Source organism: Maribacter sp. R77961, from assembly GCF_044594925.1.
Taxonomy (GTDB): Bacteria; Bacteroidota; Bacteroidia; order Flavobacteriales; family Flavobacteriaceae; genus Maribacter.
This window is the reverse complement of sequence record NZ_CP138991.1, coordinates 75,170-100,400: the sequence shown is the minus strand read 5'-3', so window position 1 is coordinate 100,400 and position 25,231 is coordinate 75,170. Positions and strand designations below refer to the sequence as shown.

Annotated in this window: 19 protein-coding genes and 2 riboswitches; of the genes, 2 read left to right on the top strand and 17 right to left on the bottom strand. The window is 39.3% G+C overall.

Features of this window, described 5'->3' with window-relative positions:
• Window positions 1-80: 80 nt before the first annotated feature.
• The 13 genes from metF to SJY09_RS00345 all read right to left on the bottom strand — a co-directional run bounded on the left by metF (window position 81) and on the right by SJY09_RS00345 (window position 15,423).
• Window positions 81-1,034, bottom strand: coding sequence for a methylenetetrahydrofolate reductase [NAD(P)H] (gene metF / locus SJY09_RS00405; RefSeq protein ID WP_396637004.1), 954 nt, complete (start codon window positions 1,032-1,034; stop codon window positions 81-83).
• A 331-nt stretch (window positions 1,035-1,365) separates the two neighbouring features.
• Complete coding sequence (gene metH / locus SJY09_RS00400) at window positions 1,366-4,158, bottom strand: methionine synthase (protein WP_396637003.1); 2,793 nt, start codon at window positions 4,156-4,158, stop codon at window positions 1,366-1,368.
• A complete protein-coding gene (locus SJY09_RS00395) occupies window positions 4,158-4,514 on the bottom strand; it encodes a four helix bundle protein (protein ID WP_396637002.1) in 357 nt (118 codons plus the stop codon). The genes metH and SJY09_RS00395 overlap by 1 nt, the downstream gene beginning before the upstream one ends.
• Before the next feature lie 30 nt (window positions 4,515-4,544).
• A complete protein-coding gene (locus SJY09_RS00390) occupies window positions 4,545-5,540 on the bottom strand; it encodes a homocysteine S-methyltransferase family protein (RefSeq protein WP_396637001.1) in 996 nt (331 codons plus the stop codon).
• A gap of 77 nt (window positions 5,541-5,617) precedes the next feature.
• Window positions 5,618-5,719, bottom strand: a riboswitch (SAM riboswitch).
• 84 nt (window positions 5,720-5,803) lie between these two features.
• Entirely contained in the window at window positions 5,804-7,297 is a 1,494-nt protein-coding gene (locus SJY09_RS00385; protein WP_396637000.1) for a TolB family protein, read from the bottom strand.
• A gap of 88 nt (window positions 7,298-7,385) precedes the next feature.
• Entirely contained in the window at window positions 7,386-8,447 is a 1,062-nt protein-coding gene (locus SJY09_RS00380; RefSeq protein WP_396636999.1) for an NAD(P)/FAD-dependent oxidoreductase, read from the bottom strand.
• Window position 8,448: 1 nt separating this feature from the next.
• Window positions 8,449-9,252: a uroporphyrinogen-III C-methyltransferase gene (gene cobA / locus SJY09_RS00375; protein ID WP_396636998.1), complete on the bottom strand. Its 804-nt coding sequence runs from the start codon at window positions 9,250-9,252 to the stop codon at window positions 8,449-8,451.
• A complete protein-coding gene (locus SJY09_RS00370; RefSeq protein WP_396636997.1) occupies window positions 9,252-11,354 on the bottom strand; it encodes a HEPN domain-containing protein in 2,103 nt (700 codons plus the stop codon). Before SJY09_RS00370 ends, cobA begins: the two co-directional genes overlap by 1 nt.
• Before the next feature lie 218 nt (window positions 11,355-11,572).
• A complete protein-coding gene (locus tag SJY09_RS00365) occupies window positions 11,573-12,820 on the bottom strand; it encodes a sulfate adenylyltransferase subunit 1 (protein WP_396636996.1) in 1,248 nt (415 codons plus the stop codon).
• A gap of 130 nt (window positions 12,821-12,950) precedes the next feature.
• A complete protein-coding gene (gene cysD / locus SJY09_RS00360; RefSeq protein WP_396636995.1) occupies window positions 12,951-13,904 on the bottom strand; it encodes a sulfate adenylyltransferase subunit CysD in 954 nt (317 codons plus the stop codon).
• A 41-nt stretch (window positions 13,905-13,945) separates the two neighbouring features.
• Entirely contained in the window at window positions 13,946-14,569 is a 624-nt protein-coding gene (locus SJY09_RS00355) for a phosphoadenosine phosphosulfate reductase family protein (RefSeq protein WP_396636994.1), read from the bottom strand.
• A gap of 8 nt (window positions 14,570-14,577) precedes the next feature.
• Window positions 14,578-14,841, bottom strand: coding sequence for a DUF2061 domain-containing protein (locus SJY09_RS00350; RefSeq protein ID WP_396636993.1), 264 nt, complete (start codon window positions 14,839-14,841; stop codon window positions 14,578-14,580).
• A gap of 171 nt (window positions 14,842-15,012) precedes the next feature.
• Window positions 15,013-15,423, bottom strand: a complete 411-nt coding sequence (locus SJY09_RS00345) for an RrF2 family transcriptional regulator (protein WP_396636992.1) — start codon at window positions 15,421-15,423, stop codon at window positions 15,013-15,015.
• A gap of 346 nt (window positions 15,424-15,769) precedes the next feature.
• Between SJY09_RS00345 and SJY09_RS00340 the strand changes: the two genes are divergently transcribed.
• Window positions 15,770-16,591, top strand: a complete 822-nt coding sequence (locus SJY09_RS00340; protein WP_396638575.1) for a sugar phosphate isomerase/epimerase family protein — start codon at window positions 15,770-15,772, stop codon at window positions 16,589-16,591.
• Window positions 16,592-16,931: 340 nt separating this feature from the next.
• On the top strand, window positions 16,932-17,663 hold the full coding sequence (locus tag SJY09_RS00335) for a carbonic anhydrase family protein (RefSeq protein WP_396636991.1): 732 nt from the start codon (window positions 16,932-16,934) through the stop codon (window positions 17,661-17,663).
• A 300-nt stretch (window positions 17,664-17,963) separates the two neighbouring features.
• On the opposite strand, the gene SJY09_RS00330 is transcribed toward SJY09_RS00335, so the two are convergent.
• The 4 genes from SJY09_RS00330 to SJY09_RS00315 all read right to left on the bottom strand — a co-directional run bounded on the left by SJY09_RS00330 (window position 17,964) and on the right by SJY09_RS00315 (window position 25,198).
• Window positions 17,964-19,127 carry a trans-sulfuration enzyme family protein gene (locus SJY09_RS00330; RefSeq protein ID WP_396636990.1) on the bottom strand — a complete coding sequence of 388 codons (1,164 nt, stop codon included), beginning with the start codon at window positions 19,125-19,127 and terminating at the stop codon, window positions 17,964-17,966.
• A gap of 1 nt (window position 19,128) precedes the next feature.
• Complete coding sequence (gene thrA / locus SJY09_RS00325) at window positions 19,129-22,515, bottom strand: bifunctional aspartate kinase/homoserine dehydrogenase I (protein ID WP_396636989.1); 3,387 nt, start codon at window positions 22,513-22,515, stop codon at window positions 19,129-19,131.
• Between the two features lie 112 nt (window positions 22,516-22,627).
• Window positions 22,628-23,920: an O-acetylhomoserine aminocarboxypropyltransferase/cysteine synthase family protein gene (locus SJY09_RS00320; protein ID WP_396636988.1), complete on the bottom strand. Its 1,293-nt coding sequence runs from the start codon at window positions 23,918-23,920 to the stop codon at window positions 22,628-22,630.
• A gap of 145 nt (window positions 23,921-24,065) precedes the next feature.
• Window positions 24,066-24,185, bottom strand: a riboswitch (SAM riboswitch).
• Window positions 24,186-24,316: 131 nt separating this feature from the next.
• On the bottom strand, window positions 24,317-25,198 hold the full coding sequence (locus SJY09_RS00315; RefSeq protein ID WP_396636987.1) for a hypothetical protein: 882 nt from the start codon (window positions 25,196-25,198) through the stop codon (window positions 24,317-24,319).
• Window positions 25,199-25,231: the final 33 nt, after the last annotated feature.

The following is a 25,231-nucleotide window of genomic DNA, read 5'->3' as shown; positions in this document are numbered from 1 at the left end:
CGACAGACGGTTTCTATTTTAAGTTCACCGTAAGGTGAATACTAGCCCAATCAATTGGCATCTCCTTATCGATAAGTATATCAAAATACCGACTTGGCTATTGCCTTAATATTATCAGACTTACCCATAGAATAATAATGCAGTACTGGCACACCGGCCGCTTTAAGCTCCTTAGACTGCTGTATGGCCCATTCAATTCCTACTTGGCGTACTTCCTTATTCGAACTACAATCCTCAACAGCATCGATTAAATCTTGCGGAAGGTCTATCCGGAAAACTTGCGGTAATAACTGTAAATGTCGTTTTACGGCAATTGGTTTTATTCCCGGAACTATAGGCACATTTATACCCATTGCTTTCGCCGCCTCTACAAACTCAAAATACTTCTGGTTGTCAAAAAACATTTGGGTCACCACATAATCCGCACCAGCATCTACCTTTTCCTTTAGTCGCTTTAAATCTGTTTGCAATGATGGTGCCTCTAGATGCTTTTCTGGGTACCCTGCAACCCCAATACAAAAATCGGCACAGTCGTCCGTTTCTATAACCTCATGCAGATATTTTCCGCAGTTCAAATCTTGGATCTGCTTTACCAAACTTTTGGCGTAGGGGTGGCCTCCTTTTGTGGCCTCAAAATACTTTTCCTCACGCATAGCATCACCACGTAAAGCCATTACATTATCTATGCCCAAATAGTGGCAATCCACTAACAAATACTCCGTCTCTTCTTTGGTAAACCCACCACAAAGCACGTGAGGAACCGTATCTACATCGTACTTATGCTTAATAGAAGCACAAATACCTACAGTACCTGGTCGCATCCGGGTTAATTTTTTATCTAAAAGTCCGTCTTTGTCAATATATACATACTCCTCTCGCGATGTGGTCACATCAATAAACGGAGGATTAAACTCCATCAAAGGATCAATATTATTATACAACTCTTGTATATTTCTACCTTTTACAGGCGGAATAATTTCAAAACTAAAAAGTGTCTCTCCTTTTGCTTTTTTTATGTGATCTGTTACTTTCATAAGTCTGGTCCCCTTACCCCCAAAGGGGGAATTCTTACTTGGGCAGTTTTATATTTTACTATTACTTTTTCTCTATAATCAAGATTAAATCTGCCTATCCGGCAGGAAGGTGCTCCGATGCTTGCATCTTAATTAACCGTTATTTTTCTTTCAATTCCTCGCGGGTTTACCCCAAAGCGCTTTACATATTCATTTTGGGCGTTACCTAAAGGTCGGGCTTTCGGCAGTCGCTTTTTTCTTATCAAATACTTCGGCTGCGCTCAGCATCCGATAAGAAAAAGAGCTTCAACAATACCTCAATCCCTAACGCAAAACCATCAACTGTCTACTGTCAACTGTCAACCAAATTAGGAGCAAGCCATTTCTTAGCTTCTTCAAACGCAATTCCCTTTCTATCTGCAAAATCTGCAACTTGGTCTTCCTTTATTTTTCCTAAGCCAAAATACTTCGCTTCCGGATTTCCAAAATAATACCCACTAACGGATGCTGCCGGCCACATGGCCAAACTTTCCGTAAGTTTTACTCCAATTTTTTCCTCTACCTGAAGGAGCTCCCAAATGGTTAATTTCTCTAAGTGATCAGGGCATGCAGGATAACCAGGTGCTGGCCTAATTCCCTTATATGTTTCGTTAATTAAATCTTCATTACTTAAATCTTCATTAGCGGCATAGCCCCATTGTTTGGTTCGCACCTCTTTATGTAAATACTCAGCAAAAGCTTCTGCCAAACGATCTGCCAAAGCTTTAATCATTATGGAACTGTAATCATCCAATTCCTTCTCATACTGGGCAGCCAATTCCGCAGTACCAAAACCGGTGGTCACACAAAAACAACCTATATAATCTTCCTTGCCACTTTCTTTTGGCGCAATAAAATCTGCCAAGGCATAATCTGGCACTCCTGCTCTTCGCTGCAATTGTTGGCGGAGGGTTCTGAATATAAACGCTTCTTTGGGTTCTGCTCCACTCAGCGACCATTCACTATCAACTCCGGACCCTGATTGTAACCGAAGGGCAATATCATCATCATTAACGGTATTGGCAGGAAACAAACCAAAAATACCCTTGGCTTTCAACTGCTTTTCAGCGATTACTTGTTTCAGCATCTTTTGAGCATCCGCAAAAAGGTCAGTCGCTTGTTCTCCGACAACATTATCTTGTAAAATATCTGGGTATTTTCCATGCAGCTCCCAACTACGAAAAAAAGGTGTCCAATCTATAAAAGGCACTAGTTTCTCCAAATCCATATCTTCTATGATTTGTATCCCTAGTTGATTTGGCTTACTAATTTCTGTAGTCTCCCAATTAATTTTAAACTTATTCTCCCGTGCTGCTTCAATAGCTTTATATTCTTTTTTTACCGTACGTTTCAAAAACTTATCGCGGAAAATAGTATAATCTTCTTTTATAGTTTTCTTATAATTCTTGGAGGTTTCTTTTTGTAACAAATCACCAACTACCGTAACGGCACGCGAAGCATCGTTAACATGCACTACTGCCTCGCTGTATTGTGGGTCTATCTTTACCGCCGTATGCGCCTTGCTCGTAGTAGCACCACCAATTAGAAGTGGTACTTTAAAATTCTTTCGCTCCATCTCCTTTGCCAAGTGTACCATCTCATCTAAAGATGGGGTAATGAGCCCACTTAGCCCAATAACATCAACTTGTTGTTCTATGGCTGCGGCAATGATTTTTTCTGGCGGCACCATTACGCCTAAATCTACAATTTCATAATTGTTACAGGCCAGTACCACACTTACTATATTCTTTCCAATATCGTGAACGTCACCTTTTACTGTTGCCATTAGAATTTTACCGGAAGCCCTAGCCCCCTCTAACTCCCCCTTTTGGGGTTGGGAGGCCGATTTTAACTTTTCTTCTTCAATATAGGGCAAAAGATAAGCCACCGCTTTTTTCATGACTCGGGCGGACTTCACTACCTGTGGTAAAAACATTTTTCCACTTCCAAAAAGGTCTCCCACCACATTCATCCCAGTCATTAAATTCCCTTCAATAACCTCAATAGGTTTATCTGCCGCTTGCCTTGCCTCTTCAACATCTTCAACAATAAATTGGTCAATTCCTTTAACCAAGGCTCTCGTAATTCTATTTTGTAAGGGTTCTTCTCGCCACGATAAATCTACCTTGCTTTCCTTTGCTTTGCCAACAACAGATTCTGCAAAATCTAGTAAGCGTTCCGTAGCATCATCCCTACGATTTAGCATTACATCTTCTACGTGTTCTAATAAATCCTTCGGAATATCATCATACACTTCTAACATGGTTGGGTTAACAATACCCATGTTCATACCTGCTTTTATCGCATGGTACAAGAAAACCGAATGCATTGCCTCTCGAACAGGGTTGTTTCCTCTAAACGAAAACGACACATTACTTACACCACCACTAACGCTACAATGTGGCAAATTTTCGCGCACCCATTTAGTTGCATTAATAAAATCGAGTGCGTTGAGCTTATGCTCATCCATCCCAGTTGCTACGGGAAAAATATTCAAGTCAAAAATGATATCCTCTGGAGGAAAGTGGACAATGTCCACCAATAGTTTATATGACCTTTCTGCTATTTCTATACGTCGTTGGTAATTATCTGCCTGCCCTACCTCGTCAAAAGCCATTATAATCACCGCTGCTCCGTAGCGTTTAATCAATGTCGTATGCTTAATAAATTCTGCTTCGCCTTCTTTAAGACTAATAGAATTTACCACACATTTACCCTGCACGACTTGAAGTCCGGCTTCTATGATTTCCCATTTAGAGCTATCTATCATAATTGGGACACGGGCAATATCTGGCTCGGCAATGACTAAATTCAGGAACTTTACCATGGCTTCCTTACCATCAATCAAACCATCGTCCATGTTGATATCGATGATTTGCGCTCCTCCTTCTACTTGATGTCGGGCTACATCCAACGCTTCTTCAAACTTCTCTTCTTTTATAAGTCGTAGAAATTTTTTAGACCCAGCCACATTCGTGCGCTCCCCAACATTTATAAAATTTGTTTCGGGCGTTACAACGAGTGGTTCGAGGCCGCTTAACTTTAAATACTTAGTTGTCGGTTCTTGGTTGTCGGTTGACAGTATATTTGAATTGCCTTTTGACATCAATTATTGTTTTTGTAATACTTAATAAACCCATTAATGAGTTTTTTACATTTTAAAATTTGAACTTTCAATTGGTTAAAATTTTCTTCATTTAAATAATTCTGGTCTAGAGCTACATACAATTGCGTCTCTAATTCATATAAAGACCCTCTTGAAACATGTAAAAACTGAATAGTATCAGCAGAAGTTCTTCTACCGCAACCTTCCGCAATATTTGAAGGAATAGATACGGAACATCTTCGTATCTGACTTGTCAACCCATAAGTCTCTTCTTTTGGAAAAGATTTTGAAGTCTGATAAATTAAATTAACTAACACCCTAGATTCTTTCCAAACTTCTAACTCGGTATACTCCATCTTTCTACTTATTTAACTCACTAACAACCATCAACCAACAACCGCCAACTCTCGTGGATTAAACCCTTTCACCACCTCAGCTATCGCCGTTATATGTTCTGGGGTAGTTCCACAACAACCGCCAACGATGTTTACCAAGCCCTTCTCCACATATTCTTTTATTTGAGCTGCCATTTGCTCTGGAGACTCATCATACTCTCCGAAAGCGTTGGGCAACCCTGCGTTGGGATGCGCAGAAATGGCATAATCAGATTTTTTTGAAATCACTTCTAAATGCGGAACCAGTTGACTGGCACCCAAAGCACAATTAAACCCTACGGATAAAATTGGAATGTGCGATATGGATATTAAAAAGGCTTCTGCTGTTTGTCCGGATAAGGTTCTCCCTGAGGCATCAGTTATGGTGCCACTTACCATAATGGGAACTTCTATTTTTCGCTCTTCTTTTACTTCCTCTATTGCGAATAATGCAGCTTTAGCATTTAGGGTATCAAAAATGGTTTCTACCAGTAGCATATCTGCGCCACCATCTAACAAGGCTTCTACCTGTTGTTTGTAGGCAATGCGTAATTCGTCAAAAGAAACTGCTCTAAAACCAGGGTCATTAACATCTGGAGACATACTGGCCGTTTTATTGGTTGGCCCTATACTGCCTGCAACAAAACGAGGCTTATGAGGTTCTCTTGCCGTAAAATCCTTGGCTACAGCTTTGGCAATGCGAGCGGATTCATAATTTAGTTCGTACACCAAATCTTCCATGTGATAATCTGCCATGGCAATTGTAGTACCAGAAAAGGTGTTGGTCTCTACAATATCTGCCCCTGCAGCAAAATATTTACGATGTATTTCGGCAATGGCTTCCGGCTGGGTCAATGACAACAAATCATTATTCCCCTGCAAAGGATGTTCCCAATCTTTAAAACGCTCGCCACGAAAGTCTTCTTCGGTGAATTTATAACGCTGGAGCATGGTGCCCATGGCCCCATCTAATATTAAAATTTTTTGTTGCAGTAAATCCTTAATCATATTACGTTTTACGCCCTACGCGTAATTTTTTTTGTAAGTATCAAGTAAGGAAAAGGTAAGACAGTTAGTCTTTCTTTTGGTTATCTAATCCCAAATGGGTAGAATGTAGCACCTTCTTTACGGCTAAAGGGTTGCTAAGGCTTCAATGGGTCTAATCCCTCCACCTTTCTTGATAACTTCAATTTATTAATGAACTGGGGCAAAGAAACGTCACTAGATGTTCAAAACCAAATATACTTTAAGATATAAACAATTCAACTGAATTAATTTGAATTACTAACAAAAGCCACTTTCTTTCCGTCTGGTGACCAACTTGGCACATTAATAGTTCCCTGACCACCATAAACATAAGCGATTATTTCGGGCTCGCCGCCATCTATAGGCATCTTACGTAGCAAACAATGTTGGTAAAAGGGGTGCGAACCAGAAGATATATCCGCAGGAAAGGAAATAAAAATCATATTCTTACCGTCTGGTGCTATATGCGGAAACCAGTCATTGTAGGTATCAAAAGTCAATTGTTTTTTATTCTTGCCGTTTTTATCCATTTCCCAAATCTGCATGGTACCCGTGCGATTGGAATTGAAATAGATATGTTTTCCATCAGGAGCATATTCAGATCCGTCATCCAATGTCTTCGTTGTGGTTAAAACTTTTTCTTTTCCTGTTTTTACTTTAATTTCAATAATATTATATGCACCATTCCGCTCTCCTGTAAAAATCATTTTTTTACCATTCGGTGACCAACCGTGAAGGTATGATGACCCCACACCGTCTTTGGTTACTTTTATGGGCTTATCAGAGCCAGAAATAGGTAAATAATAAATAGAAGACTCACCATTATCATCATCATTGTGGTGACTAATGGCAACCATACTACCATCTGCATTTAATATATGGTCGTTATTATTTCTATTGGCAAAGCCCGTATTTAGCATCGACACCTTATCTGATTGCAAATCATAATTGTATAAAAATCCATTAGAATTGTAAATCAAGGTTTTACCATCCGGCGTCCAATTTGGAGCTTGTATACTATGTGCAGAGGTCGCTAAGATTTTTCTATCTCCAGTTTCTATATCCAAAACCTCTAAACGGCTACCGATATAATCTTTATATGGTTCATACCCTTCTTTTGGGGGCGTTGTAATGCGGACATTTTCATATACTGCTTTTTCGACCACATCAAGATTATGAGAACACATGTATATCCCTACAAAAACTTCATTACGCAAGTCTAAATCCAATTCAACACTTGTAAAAGGCTCTCCAAATTTTGCCGTAGACATAATGTAGGTGCTTCCTCTTCTTTCTAGTTGAATAACATCTGGTGCCTTATCTGTTGAAATTTTTTCTTCTGTATCGGCACCTTTGGTTCTTCGATATTGAAGTGAGGTAAGTCCATCGCCATGAACCGTAGCGTTTACATGAGGAGAATCGGCGTGTAAATTAGTACGAACCGTCCACCCCACTTTTCGGTGTGGATCAACTCCTTCACCAAGAAAACTTACCCTAGCCCGAACAATAAAATCCCCCTGAATAGATGTATAGGCATAATGAAATTCATCTTCCCCAAACCACATATTTTTACCTGAACCACTAAGGGTATACGATTGTAGGTTTTCATCATAGACCGTTTCCCCTTGATACTTTACAGCACCGATATCGGTACTATTTTCAAAAACACCAATTTTTTGTGCCTGAACACCAGCAGTAAGAAGCATTGTCATTAAAAGAGGAAATAATAATCGTTTCATTTTTTTAGGTTTTGGTATGCGCCTTGAAATTAAACAAAAAAACTTCCATTGCGAAAATGGAAGTTTTTATGGGCATAAAGTGCTAATTTCAAATAATACTTTGCACGACTTCTTTTTTAGCTTCTTTCTTAGAGCCATCAAACCCTTCAACCCCACCAACTGTGGTGTACTTCATTACAAAACGTTTGTTCGGATTTATAACTTTATAAGCGTATTGACACATTACCGCAGCCTCATGGAAGCCAGATAGAATAAGCTTTAACTTACCCTCATAAGTATTTACATCACCAATAGCGAATACGCCAGAAATATTGGTTTGGTAGTCTTTGGCATTGTTTACCTTGATAGCATTCTTTTCTATCTCTAGCCCCCAATTTCCGATAGGTCCTAGTTTAGGAGAAAGTCCAAAAAGTGGAATAAAATTATCTACCTCTACATAGGTTTCTCCCTTTTCTGCATCATTATGTTTAATAACTACTGCTTCCAGTTTTTCATCGCCATATAATTTCTTTACCTGCGACTCTGTAAACAATTTAATTTTACCCAGCTTAGCCAATTCGGATGCTTTTTCAACCGAATCTAAAGCACCTCTAAATTCGTTTCTACGGTGCACTAATGAAACCTCTGAGGCTACATCTGCCAAAAAGATTGCCCAATCCAAAGCAGAATCTCCACCACCGGCTATGACAACTTTTTTATCTCTATATACTTCAGGGTCTTTAATAATATAAGCCACGCCTTTATCTTCGAAATCAGTAATATTCTCCAAAGGTGGCTTACGTGGTTCAAAAGAACCCAAACCTCCTGCAATTACTACTACTGGAGCGTGATGTTCCGTACCTTTGTTAGTGGTAACAATATACGAACCGTCTTCTTGCTTATCTAAGGTTTCTGCCCTTTCTCCAAGCGTAAATCCTGGTTCAAAAGGTTTTATTTGCTCCATAAGATTGGTTACCAAATCACCCGCTAGTATTTCTGGAAATGCGGGAATATCGTAAATGGGCTTTTTGGGGTAAATCTCTGAACATTGACCTCCTGGCTGTGGCAAAGCGTCAATTAAATGACATTTTAATTTCAACAATCCCGCCTCAAAGACCGTGAACAATCCTGTAGGACCAGCTCCAATAATTAGTATATCTGTTTTAATCATTTTATGTATGTATTTGCAATTCTTGATTTTGAGCAATTTCTGAAAGTATTGCTCTATGATTTACGACCTCACCGATGATGATTATCGCCGGATTAGACAATTCTTTTTTTGCTACTTCGTCACCAATAGATGCCATGGTGCCTACCACAATCTTTTCATCGTCGCGAGTACCATTTTGAATTATGGCTATTGGCATTTGCGATTTTCCCTCGGCTATAAAAAGAGCAGTGATTTCAGGCAATTTGGACATTCCCATAAGAATAACCACTGTTGCGCTTGACTTTGCTGCCAAGGCCACATCTTTTGATAATTTATGGGCTTTGGTAGTGCCTGTAATAACCCAAAAACTTTCTGAAGAACCCCTTTTCGTAACCGGTATATTTTGCGATGCCGGCACCGATAAAGATGAAGAGATGCCCGGAACCACTGCAACTGCAACTCCGTGTTGCGCTGCAAATTCCATTTCTTCGGCACCACGACCAAAGACAAAAGGATCTCCGCCTTTTAAGCGAACTACATGACCATGAGTTTTAGCTCTACTTACAATCAATTCATTTATTTGTTCTTGCTGATAGGCATAGCAGCCTTTTCGTTTTCCAACAAATATTTTTTCAGCATTAGGAGCATAGTCCAACAACTCCGTATTCACCAAAGCATCATACAGCACCACATCAGCACTTTGCAAAGCCTTTATCGCTTTTAAAGTAATAAGTTCTGCATCTCCGGGACCAGCACCGACCACCGTAAGAAGCGCACGACCTTCTGGCATGACCTTTTTTTCGGTATGATTTCTTGAATTTTTCATTAGTTCTTGGCTGCTTCAGTTTCCAATTCCAAAGCCCTGAATTCTTCTACCTGACTTAAAAAGGATTTAGCATCCAATAGGTAGTTCTTTGCAAAAGCTTCAGTTGGTTCGTTTTGGTTCAGTTGTAATACTAAGTTGGTAAAACCTCCCGGTATTGTAAACCTTCCGTCTACCACAAACTTTTCATCAAAATCTTTAATGATACGATCATGGGTATTCACTTTAGCCTTTTCTGAAGTGAGTAAGGCTTTAGCCGAATTCACCATTGAGGTATACGAATGATAAATACTCGCCGCCCATTTTCCTTCTTCAAAATTTTCCGTGGCCTTCTGTATTTTCTCTTCACTTTCAAAAAGCAATGTGGCGATTAAATCTATTACCACGCCGGCACACTCACCAATACCGATAGCCTTTTCATATTTTTTATCATTACCCCAATCTATAAAATCCTCAGGGCTCAGATTTTCTACATCCGTTAAAGGTTTTAGAAAATCATAGAAGTACATCTGTCCTTTTTCTTGATAGTAATCCGCATAGGATAAACCTTTTCCATTTTTATCAAAATCGTCCAAAATTAGGCGTAAGGCTTGTGGCCCTCTTTTACTTGGCACCTTTACCACCTTATCGGCAAAACGGCCTTCTCCATTTCCAATATTTCCACCACCCAATAAGACTTGTAATGCCGGAGCAACTAATTTATCTTTTGTTCTTACCGACATTCCTTGAAAACCGATATTGGCCATATTGTGCTGCCCGCAAGCGTTCATACATCCACTAATCTTAATCACCACATCTGCATTGCTGATGTACTGCGGATAATCTTCCTTTATAATACGCTCTAATTCAACAGCGATTCCTGTGCTACTGGCAATACCTAAATTACAGGTATCTGTTCCTGGGCATGCGGTAATGTCTAAAGCTTTATTATAACCACTTTCTACAAAACCTAATTTCTCTAATTCCGCATAGAAAAAGGGAACCAATTCCTCTTTTACATAGGGAATTAAAATATTTTGACGGAGTGATAAGCGGAGCTCTCCGGCTGCATAATCTTGAACCAAATCTGCGAGCAAACGTGCCTTATCTGTATAAAAATCTCCCAGCAGCACTTTAATACCTATAGCTACATAACCCGTTTGCTTTTGGGCAACTACATTGGTTTGTTTCCATTTTTGAAAAGCATCGCTATTGGTAATTTTTACACTTGGTGCTTCTTTTGAGGCAACTTCTATTTTAGGGTATGCCAAAGCATCAATAGGAAACGAACTTACAGGAACAGCTTTTTGCTCTGCCGCTAATAATTGCTTGAAACCATCTAGTCCTACATCCTTTAATAAAAATTTCATTCTAGCTTTAGCCCTACTCTTACGCTCTCCATATCTATCGAAAACGCGGACAACGCCATCCATAAGGGGAATGATCTTATCTGAAGGCAAAAATTCAAAAAGCACATCAGCGTGGCGCGGTTGTGAACCTAAACCACCGCCTAACATTACTTTAAAACCTTTTACACCGTTCTGTATTTTGGCAATGAAACCCAAATCGTGCATGTAAGATAAACCGGTATCGGCATCACTTGCAGAAAAGGAAACCTTAAACTTCCTTCCCATTTCTTGACTTATGGGGTTTCTTAAGAAATATTGAAAAAGGGCATCTGCATAGGGAGAAACATCAAACGGTTCGTCTACATCTATACCAGCCGTTTCACTTGCAGTGACGTTACGTACCGTATTACCGCAAGCTTCACGCAAAGTAACATCATCCTTTTCTAATTCTGCCCATAATTCGGGGGTACGATTTAAATCTACATAGTGAATTTGAATATCTTGGCGTGTAGTAATGTGTAAACGACCTGTAGAATACTCATCAGAAACATCACAAATTCTATGTAATTGCTTCGCCGTTACTTTTCCATAAGGTAGTTTAATGCGTATCATTTGAACGCCTTGCTGACGCTGACCGTAAACCCCACGGGCCAAACGAAGACTACGAAACTTTTCTTCATCTAGTTTACCATCATGGAATTCATGAATTTTACGTTCTAATTCTAGAATATCTTTCGCTACAACCGGATTCTCTATTTCTGTTCTAAAACTTTGCATATATAGCCCCTCCTAACCTCCTTAATTTAACTGCGCTTTACACAGCATTTGGAGGAACACCTACTCGGGAAGTAAATGTTCTTGTTAATATTTATATTTAACCTATAGATTTGATAGATTATAATTTATTAGTTCGATAAAAAACACATAACCTTTCGCTTACGTATTATTTTTTTACAGTATAACCCTTCAATTTCACTTTTTGGTGATAGAAAAATTTACACTATAAAACCTGCTCCTACCGTGCTATTGGTTTGCGTATCAATTAAGATAAGGGAACCATTGGTTCTATGATCCTTAAACTTGTCATAGAAAATAGGTTTGTTTAATTTAAAACTCACTTGAGCAATATCATTCATTCCCAAGCTATTTGCTGTGGTATCCAATCCTGAATAATCTGGTGCAATTTTATGTTTTACAGCCCCTACTTTAGCCAAAACTTTATTCACCCCGTGTTGCACAATATATTTATTACCGGGAGTTAGTTCTTGAGAATCCATCCATGAAATGGTCGCCGTAAACTCCTTTTCAACAATTGGCAAATCGTCCACCTTTACTAACATATCTCCTCTACTGAGGTTAATTTCGTCTTCCAAAGTAATAGTAACAGAAGACCTTCTAGATGCGGTCTTACACTCTTTATCGTAAAAATAAATTGCCTTGATTTTAGATTTTGTTCGCGATGGTAAGGCCATAACTTCATCGCCTACATTTAACTCGCCACCGTACACTTTTCCTGCAAAGCCCCTAAAATCATGATGTTCATCTGTTTTTGGTCGAATAACGTACTGTACGGGAAATCTTGGCGTACCTGCATTAGAGACGGCTGCAAGGTCTAAACCTTCTAAATGTTCTAGTAAAGTTTCGCCTTGGTACCAAGGTGTGTTCTCTGATTTATTAACTACGTTATCTCCTTTTAAGGCACTTACAGGTATAAACGTGATACGCTGATCTTCGTAATCTCGCTTACTCATTAGTTCCTGAAAATCAGATTTTATCTCTTGGTAGCGTTCTTCTGAAAAATCTACCAAGTCCATTTTATTAATAGCTACAACCACTTCTTTGACCCGAAGTAAGTTGTTTATAAAGAAGTGACGATTGGTCTGCTCTATAACTCCTTTTCTAGCATCTATTAAAATGATAGCTGCTTGTGAAGTAGAAGCACCTGTTACCATGTTTCGTGTATATTCTACATGACCTGGGGTATCTGCTATAATATAACTCTTCTTTTGTGTAGAGAAATAGATATGCGCCACGTCTATGGTAATACCTTGCTCGCGCTCTGCTACTAGACCGTCTGTAGCTAAAGAGAAATCTAAATAATCATATCCCTTTTGCTTACTGGTTTTTTCTATGGCCTCTAATTTATCTGTCGTTAGGGATTTTGTATCGTAAAGCAGCCTTCCTATCAAGGTACTTTTACCATCATCTACACTTCCTGCTGTTGCTATTTTTAGTACTTCCATAAGCCCCTCCTGACCTCCCCAACGGGGAGGAACTCTTACTTGGAGTTATTTTTTAATTATTATTAATTTCAATAGTTTCCACTTCTTGTATAGGCAAACCAGCTAGTCCCCCCTTTGGGGGCTAGGGGGCCTAAAAATATCCCTGTTGTTTTCTTTTTTCCATTGCCGCTTCGGAACGCTTATCATCAATACGGGCACCTCTCTCGGAAATTGTAGCATCTCTTATCTCCTGCACTACCGCATCAATATCTGACGCTTCTGAAAATACCGCCGCCGTACAGCTCATATCTCCTACGGTTCTAAACCGTACCATCTTTTCTAATACCTCTTCGTCTTCTTCTTGGTATACGTAATCTGAATGTGACCAGATAAGTCCATCTCTTAAAAAGACCTTTCTCTTATGTGCAAAATAGATAGAAGGAATTTCTATTTCTTCTTCCTTAATATAAGACCATACATCTAACTCTGTCCAGTTAGAAATTGGGAATACCCTTACGTTCTGCCCCAACTCTATTTGTCCGTTTAGCATATCAAACAATTCTGGACGTTGGTTACGCTCGTCCCATTGTCCAAAATCATCACGTACTGAAAAGATACGTTCCTTGGCTCTCGCCTTTTCCTCATCTCTGCGTGCTCCACCGATACAAGCATCAAATTTAAACTCCTCTATAGCATCTAATAAGGTGGTTGTTTGCAGGTGGTTTCTGCTGGAATACTTTCCAGTTTCTTCTTTAACTTTTCCTGCGTCTATAGCGTCCTGTACGTTTCTAACAATCAACTCAACTCCTAGTTCTTCAACTAATTTATCTCTGAATGCTATGGTCTCAGGAAAGTTATGTCCTGTATCTATATGCATTAAAGGAAATGGAATCTTTGCAGGCCAAAATGCCTTTTGTGCTAATCTCACTAGGGTAATGGAATCCTTACCGCCAGAGAATAACAATACTGGCTTTTCAAATTGGGCCGCTACTTCCCTGAAAATATAAATGGCTTCGTTTTCTAACGCGTTGATGTGCGAGGTGTCTTTTAAAAGCACTTTTTTCTGCTCTACCGGCAAATCCAATCCTGTACTACTAATTCCCATATTAAATATCTGTTGTCTTTAGTATAACTTCTTTAATTTATTTAGGTATGTAAACCACATTCCCTATTTTCCAAAACCTTGGTCGGGTCAAAATATTTGTGCTCATTGGGCAAATTGTAATGTTTAAGGTACACATCTAAATGGGTATCGGCCCAATGGTAAAAAGGACTCACTTTTAAAACACCATCTTTACTAAGACTCAAAATATCCAAAGAATTTCTATGTGCAGTTTGCCCTTTCCTTAAATTAGTGAACCAAACATCTGGTTTGTGTGCAGCCATTGCCCTTTTAAAAGGCTCCAGTTTTACCTGTTCTGTAAACAAAGCGTGGCGCTCGTCATCTATCTGAGGAATTCCCATAACAGCGTCTCTATGCGCTGTGGTTTGCTTGGGCACGTATAAATCAATATTTAAATTTAAGCGTGTAATAAGTTCTTCTGCGTGTTTGTAGGTATTGGGCGTATTGTAACCAGTATCGCACCACACTACAGGAATATCTTGTTTTACTTGAGAAACAGCATTTAGAATAGCCACCTCGTAAGGTCTAAAATTGGTCGTTACTACTGCTTTTTTAGCATGTGCTATAGCCCAAGAAATAATTTCCTCTGGCGGAATTCCTTTGAACTGTACGTTCAGCTTTGCTATATCTTCTTGTGTAAATCCCATAGTTGTTACTATTTACCCCAATTAATCTTATTCCATAAACGCTCATGGAAAAAGTATAAAAACATCTTTGTTACAAAATCTATAGAAGCTATGGAAGCCGCTATAGCCACCTCACCAGTCAGTAGATAAGAAATCAACAAAGTATCTAGGGTTCCTATAACCCTCCAGCTTACTGCTTTAGCAATACTTCTTATGGGCTTTTCGGATTTTTTATCCAAATCAAATTTACCCTTTGGCGTTTTTCTATCTAAAATGAATTGATCTACAATCATAATTTTTACACTACTATTATTACCCTAGTGGTTCAATAGGATAGCAAAACTAAACTTAATATTGGAATAACAACCAAACTAAACCTTAAATATTATAATTACCCTATAGATTTAGTAGATTATTAACAAATGAATATTATTTATAAAGATTTAGCACTCTATTGCACTACTTTACGCTAATAAATCCGCCAGGGTATTATGTCGGTATACGGATAGGTTGGCATCTCTAACTTTTAGCATTAACTTATGAACGGCGCAGGCTTCCTCATTGGGGCAATCATCGCACTTCTCATAAAAATTAAGACTAACACAGGGTACCATAGAAATAGGGCCTTCCAAGATGCGCATCACATCCGTCATTAAAATATCTTCGGGATTCTTGATAAGGTAATAGCCACCTCCTTTGCCTTTTTTGGAACCCAAAATTCCTGTCTTACGCAAGGAGAGCAAAATGCTTTCTAGAAACTTTTGAGAAATGTTTTCCTGCTCGGCAATCTCTGCAATTTGAACGGGCTGGTTGTCCTTTCTAGCACCTAGGTAGGCCAAAGCCTTAAGACCGTATTTCGTTTTTTTGGAAAGCATGAAGCTAAGATATGAAAATTAGTAGCGAGAACTCCCTATACAAAAGGCTTTATTAGTCTTGTTTAAAATAAGAACCTTTCCTCTATACGTCTGGCATGAAACCGGAATCATGCTACTAAAGGCTACTGAGTTTGCCTACTTTCACTACTTTTTTTTGATGACCGTAAATTTTGGTTTAACTTACCTCTTAAACTAATTTAGAAATCCCTCATTAAACGATACCATGAATAGATTCCGTAGTACAGCACCCAAAACAAGTTTTCTTTTTGCCTTTATTTTTTTAATAGTACTATCCTGTAAAGAAAAACAGAAGAAGCAAAACCCTTCTGAGGACCAGTCAAGTACTATGACGGAAAAGAAAATGGCCCCTAGCGAAACGCAGTTGGGTGGACTAGCCCTGTACACCGTGCGTGATGCTATGGAAGCGGATGCCAAAGCAACCTTAAAAACCGTTGCAGAAACGGGCTACGCCAATATTGAAGCAGCCGGTTATAAAGATGGTATGTATTACAACATGACTCCTGCCGACTTCAAGGCCTATCTAACCGAACTCAACCTGAAGCCTATTAGTACGCACCAAAGCAGTGTCACCTTAGACAATGCTGACCTAGAAATGGCCAGTGCCAAAGCGGCAGGCTTTACCTACTTTGTAGTGCCCATTCCGCCAATGGGTTTATTTAACTACGACAATGCGACCAATACCATGAGCATGACGGGTGGCGCTGAGAATCTAGCCAAAATATTGGATGAACTTGGCGCTAAAGCCAAAGCTGCCGGACTCCAATTGTTATACCACAACCATGATTTTGAATTTATGGAGGATGAAGACGGGATTGTTCCTATTGATTATTTGTTGGAAAACTGTGACCCGGAGCTCGTGAATTTTCAAATGGATTTATTCTGGGTAACCAAGGCAGGGGCCGACCCCACAGCTTACTTTGAAAAATATCCTGGACGTTTTAAAATATGGCATGTCAAGGACATGGATACCGAAGGGAAATTCGCCCCTGTCGGTAACGGTACCATCGATTTTGGTCGTATCCTGGCCAAAAAGGACCTATCCGGAATGGAATACTATATGGTTGAACAGGACAGAACCTTTACCATGAAACCCTTGGAAGCCATTAAAGTAAGCCATACCGCAATTCAAAAAATAGGTTTTAAATAAATCGCTGAGACAACTACTTCTTTAAAATGTGTTCTCCTTTAAGGACGAAACGCAGGTGCCAGTTTGGCTTCTGTATAAAAAGGAATTCGCATACAAACTTAAATTTTAGCAATTCACCAAGCTTTTTTTCTTATATCGCCCCGTTGTTTGCAATACCATACGCCGGTAAGGTTTTTTATTTTATTCATAAACCATTGATTTTATGAGTGTTGAACTAAGCGTTTATTAATATGATAGCTTTACTATTACATTGTAACACTTTAACTATTATTTATGATAAGTATTGCTATTATAACTAATTTCATGTATTACTTTTGTCCCGAACTTTAAATTAAGTATCATGAAGAAAAATATCATTGCTTTAGCCGGAATCGTTTTGTTTTCAACAGCGATAAACGCACAACAGTCCACCGAAGGAACCATTGAAATAGATAAGAGTAGCATTTTAGTCGAATCCGTTTTATCCGCAGAAGAACAAGCGGCACTTACTCCGCTAGATGTGTACCATAGTTTAGCCGCAGGAAACGAACGTTTTGTCATGAGCGACCTTACCGCAAGGGACCACTCTAACCAGATTAGGGAGAGTGCAGAATCGCAATATCCAAAGGCCATTGTTCTTTCTTGTGTAGACAGCAGAGTACCGGTAGAGGATGTCTTTGACAAAGGTATCGGCGACATTTTTGTAGCACGCGTGGCCGGAAACTTTATCAATACGGATATTCTAGGGAGTATGGAATTTGCCACCAAAGTTGCCGGAGCCAAACTCATATTGGTCCTAGGACACGAAAACTGTGGGGCCATACACGCTGCCATCGACGGTGCGGAACTAGGAAACATCACCGCTATGCTTAAAAACATTGCCCCAGCAGTAGCGATGTCCACGAAGTCCGAAGGGCCGCGTAGCTCTAAAAACCGATTGTTGGTCCACGAGGTAAGCGAGAACAACGTTCGTATTGCCATGGACCGTATCGTAAACGAAAGTGCCATCCTTAAAACGATGAAAGACAATGGCGAAATTGATATCAAAGGCGCCGTCTACGATATGGATACGGGAGTTGTGAACTTCTTATAATTCAAAATACGTAAGCAAAAGCTCTTCCTCTTTTCGAGGGAGGGCTTTTTGTGTAATACACCCTATTTATGGCCTATAGCGTAATTTTCAACAAGATTAAACAGTTGGTTACAATTTTAATTAGCCAATTTAAAGCAGTTTAGCTTTTACTTTTCTGTTACATAGCGCGGAGTTGAGACATCTCTTAGAAGCTGTTTTGCTAAATTCTCGACTGTGTCTCTCTGTCCTCCCATAGCAGGTAAAACTTTAGAAAGGTTTCAAATTGCGGGGTAAAACTTTTTAGAAAACTTCTTTTTATCTCTAATTCAAAGCCTGCTCAATATCTCCGATAATGTCACTAATATGCTCCAAGCCCACAGAGATACGGACCATACCGTCCGTGATACCTGCTTCGGCTCTTTCCGTTTTGGACAACTTGCTGTGCGTAGTAGAGGCAGGATGGGTCACAATACTTCTAGAATCGCCCAAATTGGCGGAGAGTGATAATAGTTTTATGGCATCAAAAAATTGTCGCCCTGCTTCTAAACCGCCTTTGATTTCAAAAGCGACCACGCAACCACCAGCTTTCATTTGCTTCTTGGCAATTTCATATTTAGGATGTGATTTTAAGAACGGGTACTTTACCCAATTCACTTTCTCATGACCTTCTAGAAATTTCGCTAATTTTAAGGCGTTTTCACAATGCCTATCTACCCGCAACGCCAAAGTTTCCAAACTCTTGGACAATACCCAAGCATTAAAAGGCGATAACGCTGGACCCGTAATTCTTGAAAAACGGTATACCTTGTCGATTAAATCGGCCTTACCCACCGTAATCCCAGCTAATACCCGCCCTTGACCATCCATGAGTTTTGTACCCGAATGGATGACCAAATCCGCTCCAAATTGTATGGGTTGTTGCAAATAAGGGGATGCAAAACAATTGTCTATCACCAATATCAATTGATACTTTTTAGCGATTTTACCTAAAGCCTCCAAGTCTAGAATATCTACACCAGGATTGGTGGGTGATTCTGCATAAATGAGCTTGGTCTTTGGTGTAATGAGGCTCTCAATGGTATCTAAATCGTCAATCTTAAAATAACTATGGTCAATATTCCACTTGGGAAAAAAGTTATTGAACAAGGAGTGCGTAGAACCAAAAATACTTCGTGCCGATAAAATATGGTCTCCGCTATCTAATAATGCCGCCAAGGTAGAGAATACCGCCGCCATACCACTTGCAAAGGCAAAACCAGCTTCTGCACCTTCCATTTGACAAACCTTCTCAATAAACTCGGACGAATTTGGATTAGAATACCGGGAATAAATATTTCGTTCTTTCTCCTCGGCAAAGGAGGCTCGCATATCCTCTGCATCCTCAAAAACAAAACTAGATGTGAGGTATAACGGAACTGAATGTTCTAAATTCTCCGTGCGATTTAGTTGCGTACGAATCGCATTGGTTTCGAATTGTCTTTTCATACTATCCTTTTTCTGCAATCCTTAATATATCTCCAAAAACACCTCTGGCCGTAACGGCTGCACCAGCACCAGCGCCTTGTATCACCAACGGATTTTCTCCATACGACTCTGTATATATCTCAATAATAGAGTCTGAACCCTTTACTTGACCTAGTGCGCTCGACTTTGGAACGGAAACCAATTTTACGTCGAGTAACCCCTTTTCCTTTTGTAGGTTACCGTGCAAATCACCCACATAGCGTAAAACATGATTTGGGTTTTGGTTCTTTTTTATTTCATTAAACTTGGCATCCAAAACCTCTAAGTTTTCCATAAAGAAATCGGTTTCTACCGTTTGCAAACTCTCAGGGATTAAATTTTGAATGGAGATATCAGAAAATTCGTTGCTCAAATCTAGTTCACGAGCCAAAATCAATAGCTTTCGCCCTACATCATTCCCAGACAAATCCTCTCGTGGATCTGGCTCGGTATAACCCCGCTGCATGGCATCTTTTAAAATAGAGGAAAAAGGTGCATCTATCTCAGAAAAGGTATTAAAAATATAGCTCAACGAACCCGAAAATACCCCATTTATACGAGTTATATTCTCACCTGAAAGATGTAATAATTTTATAGTATCAATCAAAGGTAATCCCGCACCAACATTGGTCTCGTATAAGTATTGTTTTTGATATTTATCGAGTTCTTCCCGAAGCAACTGGTAATAATCGAACCCCAAGGTATTGGCTATCTTATTGGAAGAAACCATATCAAAACCGTTCTCTACAAAATCAAAATAATGCGCCACAAAATCCCTACTGGCGGTATTATCTACAGCTATTAAGTTTTCTAAATGATGGGTTTGTGCAAAATCAAAAATATCCTGTAAGATATAGGACTTTCCTTTTGCTTTTAGCTCACTCTTCCAAGTAGCTCCGAGACCATCGGGATGTAATACTACCTTTTTTGAATTTGCAATGGCAAAAACACGTAAATCTATTCCCTTTCTCTTTGCTATTTTTTTAGTGGATTTTAAAACCTGGTCAATAAGCGTTCCCCCTACATTTCCATGCCCAAAAATAGCTAGGTTAACTTTTTTACTTATTCCGAATATTTGACCATGCATTACATTTAAGGCCTTGGTCAAATCTAACTTTTTAACCACTAAACTTACGTTCTTTCCTGATGCGGTATTATTAAAAAGTAATGGAATAATTCTATTCTTTATAAGTGCATTATAAGGTTTGTGAAAGGTACTTAAGTCTTGACCTACAATTGAAATGACGGATACTTCATTCACGACCGTAATCATATTGATATCCTTTGCTTGAAAATCTTTAGAGAATTCATTTTCTAGCGCCTGTTTAGCTTTTTGTGCCTTACTGCTTTTCACCACTAGGCCTATGCCCCGTTCTGATGAGCCTTGTGAAATGATACTAACACTTATATTATGGCTCTCCAAGGTTTTAAAAATACGGGCATCAATACCCACTTTACCCAACAAGCCTCTACCCTCAAGATTAATAAGGGCGACATCCTCAATAACAGATAAACTTTTTATCCCTTCTTTACTAGATTTGGCGCTAATGAGTGTTCCTTCATTATCATTGTTATAGGTATTGAGTATGCGCAGCGGAATATTCTTCTCTATCAGCGGAATTATGGTCTTTGCATGCAAAATTGTTGCGCCGAAATTAGCTAACTCATTGGCCTCTGCGTAAGATAGGTTAGCCAATCTTTTGGCCTCTTTTACATAATCTGGGTTTGCCGTGAAAATACCATCAACATGGGTATAGTTCTGAAGCTCTTCGGCATTTAGAAAATTGGCCAATAGCGCGGCAGAATAATTACTACCGTTTCTTCCTAGCGTTGTTGTGTGCCCGTCTTCGGAAGCAGCAATAAAACCGGTAATTACAGGAACCGCATCATTGGGCAGTCTATCGAATATAGCTATTAATTTATCCTTGGATTTTTTTTCCAAAACCTTAGCGTTACCAAAAGTGGCATCGGTCGTTAAAAAATCCCTAGAATCTACAAATACGGCCTTTACACCTTTTCCTATTAGTAACTTGGAGACCAATTTCCCCGAAATAAGCTCTCCGTAAGCTAGCACTTCGTCCTTTATTTTAAGGCTATAATCACCTAATAATGAAACGCCTTCGAACAACTTCGCCAAACAGCTAAACTCTTCGGTTAAATTTATATTTCCGTAGGTATGCTTCTGGTACTTTTCTAGGGACTCAAAATCTAAAGCATAATCCTTGCCTTGGGCCGCCTTCTCCAAAATATCCTCCAGTTGGTCGGTAGCTTTTTCCCTAGCCGATAACACTACTGCAATATGTTCACCTAATAACACTTTACTAGAAACTATGTCTAAAACACGCTCCAGCCCTTCTCCATTGCTCAACGACTTCCCGCCAAATTTCAGCACCTTTATTTTTCCTGTCTTCCCATTGGTATTGAAAACACCATCCAATAATTTTTCTAATTGCTCAAACTCGATTAAGAAAGCATCATGACCATGTAACGATTGTATTTCACCATAGGTGACATTGCTATTGGCCTGAGCTATCTGTTTAAAGGTATCCTTATTTTCCTTCGCCGTAAAGAACAAGTCAGAGTCCACACCAACAATATGAATATTGGTATCGCTATTCTGTAATTGCAGGAACTGCTCATTTCCATGCCGCGTTACGTCTATGGTCTTCAGCAGTTGATTCATTAATTTATAGGCCGATAATTGGAATCGTTCTTGTAATTTTTTACCATGATGGGTAAGCCAACTTTCAACATTAAAGACCTGAAGTTCTTCATTGGTGCTGCGTTTAAAGCGCTCCTTAAAGGATTCTGGGGTACGGTAACACAACATGGCATGCATACGCGCATCATGAACAGGTTGTTTGGAATTTACCAAGAACTGCTCTTGAATCTGGCAATTAGCAATAAGCCAATCTGTTGATTTCCAATCTGATGCAACGGGAATCAAATGTTCCGTCAAATTAGGGTTAAGCACCGCCATCTCCCAAGCGATACCACCTCCCAAAGAACCACCAATAATAGCGAAGAGCTTTTTTACAGCTAATTTTTTTAATCCAAGCAGAAAAATTTTAGCAATATCACCGGCTACGAAATCTTTGTAATTTTCGATGACAAATTTATCATGACCGTTCCCCGGGATATTAAAAGAGAGAATGGTATATTTCTGCGTATCGATACACTTTTTATCTCCGATTAATGCAGACCACCAACCTTCTGGACCGGTAACATTTGAATTCCCTGTTAAAGCATGGTTCACTAAAACTATCGGTGCCGAGTGCAATTCTTTACCGAACAGCTCGTATGAAAGCTCAATATCCTGTGTTACTCCGCTCAGGGTAGTATAATTCTTAAGTGTTAATTGATGTAGCATGAGAAAATATTACGACCTGTTATAGCATGTCCGACTGCGCTAGGCATCAACTCCTTCTTAGAAATAGTTTGAATAACCTTAACGCAGCCGGAAAAGCTCAATGTGAGAAAAATTATACTAGAATAGCCTTATCAACTTTGGCAAAAGCATTTTCTAAATCGGTTTTTAAGTCATCTATATCTTCCAAACCAACCGACAAACGAATTAAATCCTGACCAACTCCGGCGGCAGTTTGTTCCTCTTGGGTAAGTTGTTGATGGGTTGTGCTGGCAGGGTGTATAATTAATGATTTGGTATCACCAATATTGGCCAATAACGAGAATACCTCAGTGGCATCCGTTACTTGTTTCGCCGCTTCAAAACCTCCTTTGATTCCGAAAGTAACCAGACCACTTTGTCCTTTAGGAAGGTATTCTTGTGCCAAATCGTAGTACTTACTACTCTTTAATCCAGGGTAGTTTACCCATGCGACTTCTTCCCTACTCTCTAACCAAGTTGCCAGTTCCAAAGCATTGGCACTATGCTGCTTTATACGAACAGGCAATGTCTCTAAACCTTGAATGATTTGAAATGTATTAAACGGACTCAGGGCTCCGCCAAAATCTCGCAAGCCTTCTAAAATTAGTTTAAAGGTAAAAGCTGCCGCTCCTAATGCTTCACTATATACCAATCCGTGATATCCTGCAGAGGGCTCCGTAAATTCAGGGAATTTCCCGTTTGTCCAATCAAAAGTACCCGCATCGATAATAGCACCACCAAGCGCAGTTCCGTTACCATTAATGTATTTAGTTAAAGAATGTATTACCAAATTTGCCCCATGCTCAATAGGATTTAAAAGCCCTGGCGTAGCTACGGTGTTATCCACTATAAACGGTACTTTAGCCGATTTAGCTTCTTTAGAAATAGCTTTTAAATCGAGTACATCTAGCTTTGGATTACCTAAAGACTCAACAAATATTGCCCGTGTATTTTCTTGTACAGCAGCTCCAAAATTTGTTGGATCTGATGGATCTACAAACGTAGTGGTAATACCCAATCTTGGCAAGGTAACATTCAATAAATTAAACGTACCACCATATAAACTATTTGAAGCTACAATATGGTCACCAGCTTTTAAGAGCGTTAATAAACCTGTTGAAATTGCTGCAGTTCCTGAGGCAAATGCTACGGCACCTATACCACCTTCAATGGCCGCCAAGCGATCTTGTAAAATTTGATTGGTCGGGTTATTTAGTCTTGTGTATATAAAACCTAACTCTGCCAACGAAAATAGGTTGGCTGCATGATCCGTATCGTTAAAAACGTATGCTGTAGATTGATAAATAGGTACAGCTCTAGTTCCTCCAGTTTGTTTTGGATCGTGACCTGCATGTAATGCGTTCGTTGCTAATTTTTGATTACTCATGATTTTGTTTTTTAAAATTATACCCTTCGACTCCGCTTAGGGTGTGAAAAATTATTTTAAAGCCAAACCCTAGCCGGCCGACTTTGCGGTTAGGTAAAATCAAAAAGTTATAAGAAAGTGAATCAATTGCAAAAGCAATTGGTTTTGGTTATCTGCCAGATACTGCGCTAAAGCAGTACTAGTAGAATTTAGCACCTTCTCTGTATAGAACAAAGGGTTGCTAAGGCTTCAAAGGGTCTAATCCCTCCACCTTTCTTGATAACTATTCAATACGTGTTTGAACTTTGTAAAGAACAAAGTAATACCAGAAACTTTTAATAACCTAATATTTTTGAAAAATTTCACAAAAACCTAGTGATGTGATAGATTAATCAGCTGTTAGCCTTAATACACACCTTAGTCGTTTTTAAAATTAAAAACGGTATTCCTAATATATAGCTTTGCCTTACCGCCTTTTACCCTATATGCACCGTATCTAATACCTGTTTCCGTGGCACGCTCCGGGTCTGGAATATCATAATCAAAACTTTCCCCATTAATGACTGCATTAGCATAATGGGAGGTAATGACTCCATTCGCTGCATCAAAACCTGTTTTCAAATAAAAGGTAAAGTCCTCATTCTTTGGCACTCTGGTGAGATAAATGTTTTGCCTACCTCCGTCCTGCAATGTACCACCACGAACGGTTATTTCTTCACGATAAATATCAAAATGAGTTACCTCCCCATCTGTAACTACGGCTTGTGCAATAAAAAGGCATATCGCTGGATCTGCCGATCCTCCACCGCCAGTATGTTTCCCTTTTGTTTGTGCAATATAAGAACCCGTGTCGCCAACTTCCTCGATGCGGTAAATCGCAGAAAATTCAGAAAAATTTCCTCCGGTCGGTTTTACCCTTGGTGTTAAGGCGCGTTCTATTCTGGGCTGTAGTCCGTTAGTATCTTTGTGGTTGGAATTATCTGCAATGCTATAAACCCCAAATAAATTGTCATCTAACATGATCTCTACATAGTTGGCGTAACATGTACGATCATCAAGCCTTCCGACATTGATAGGATTTTCCGGTTCATTGTCAATGGTTCCTCCCTCATTACAATTTAGGCCTTCCAATGGGTCTACAACCGGGGTGGGTTCTTCTGTCACATCTCCAACAGGATCAGGAATATCAATTTCTGGTTCTACTGGGTCATCAGTTTGAGACCCACAAGACGCAATAAGTAATAGCAATAGGGTATAACTATATGTTTTGATTTTTAAACCGAAAGAGAAAAATTTCATTTTTTACTTTAAAAATAATAGCTATAACAATAA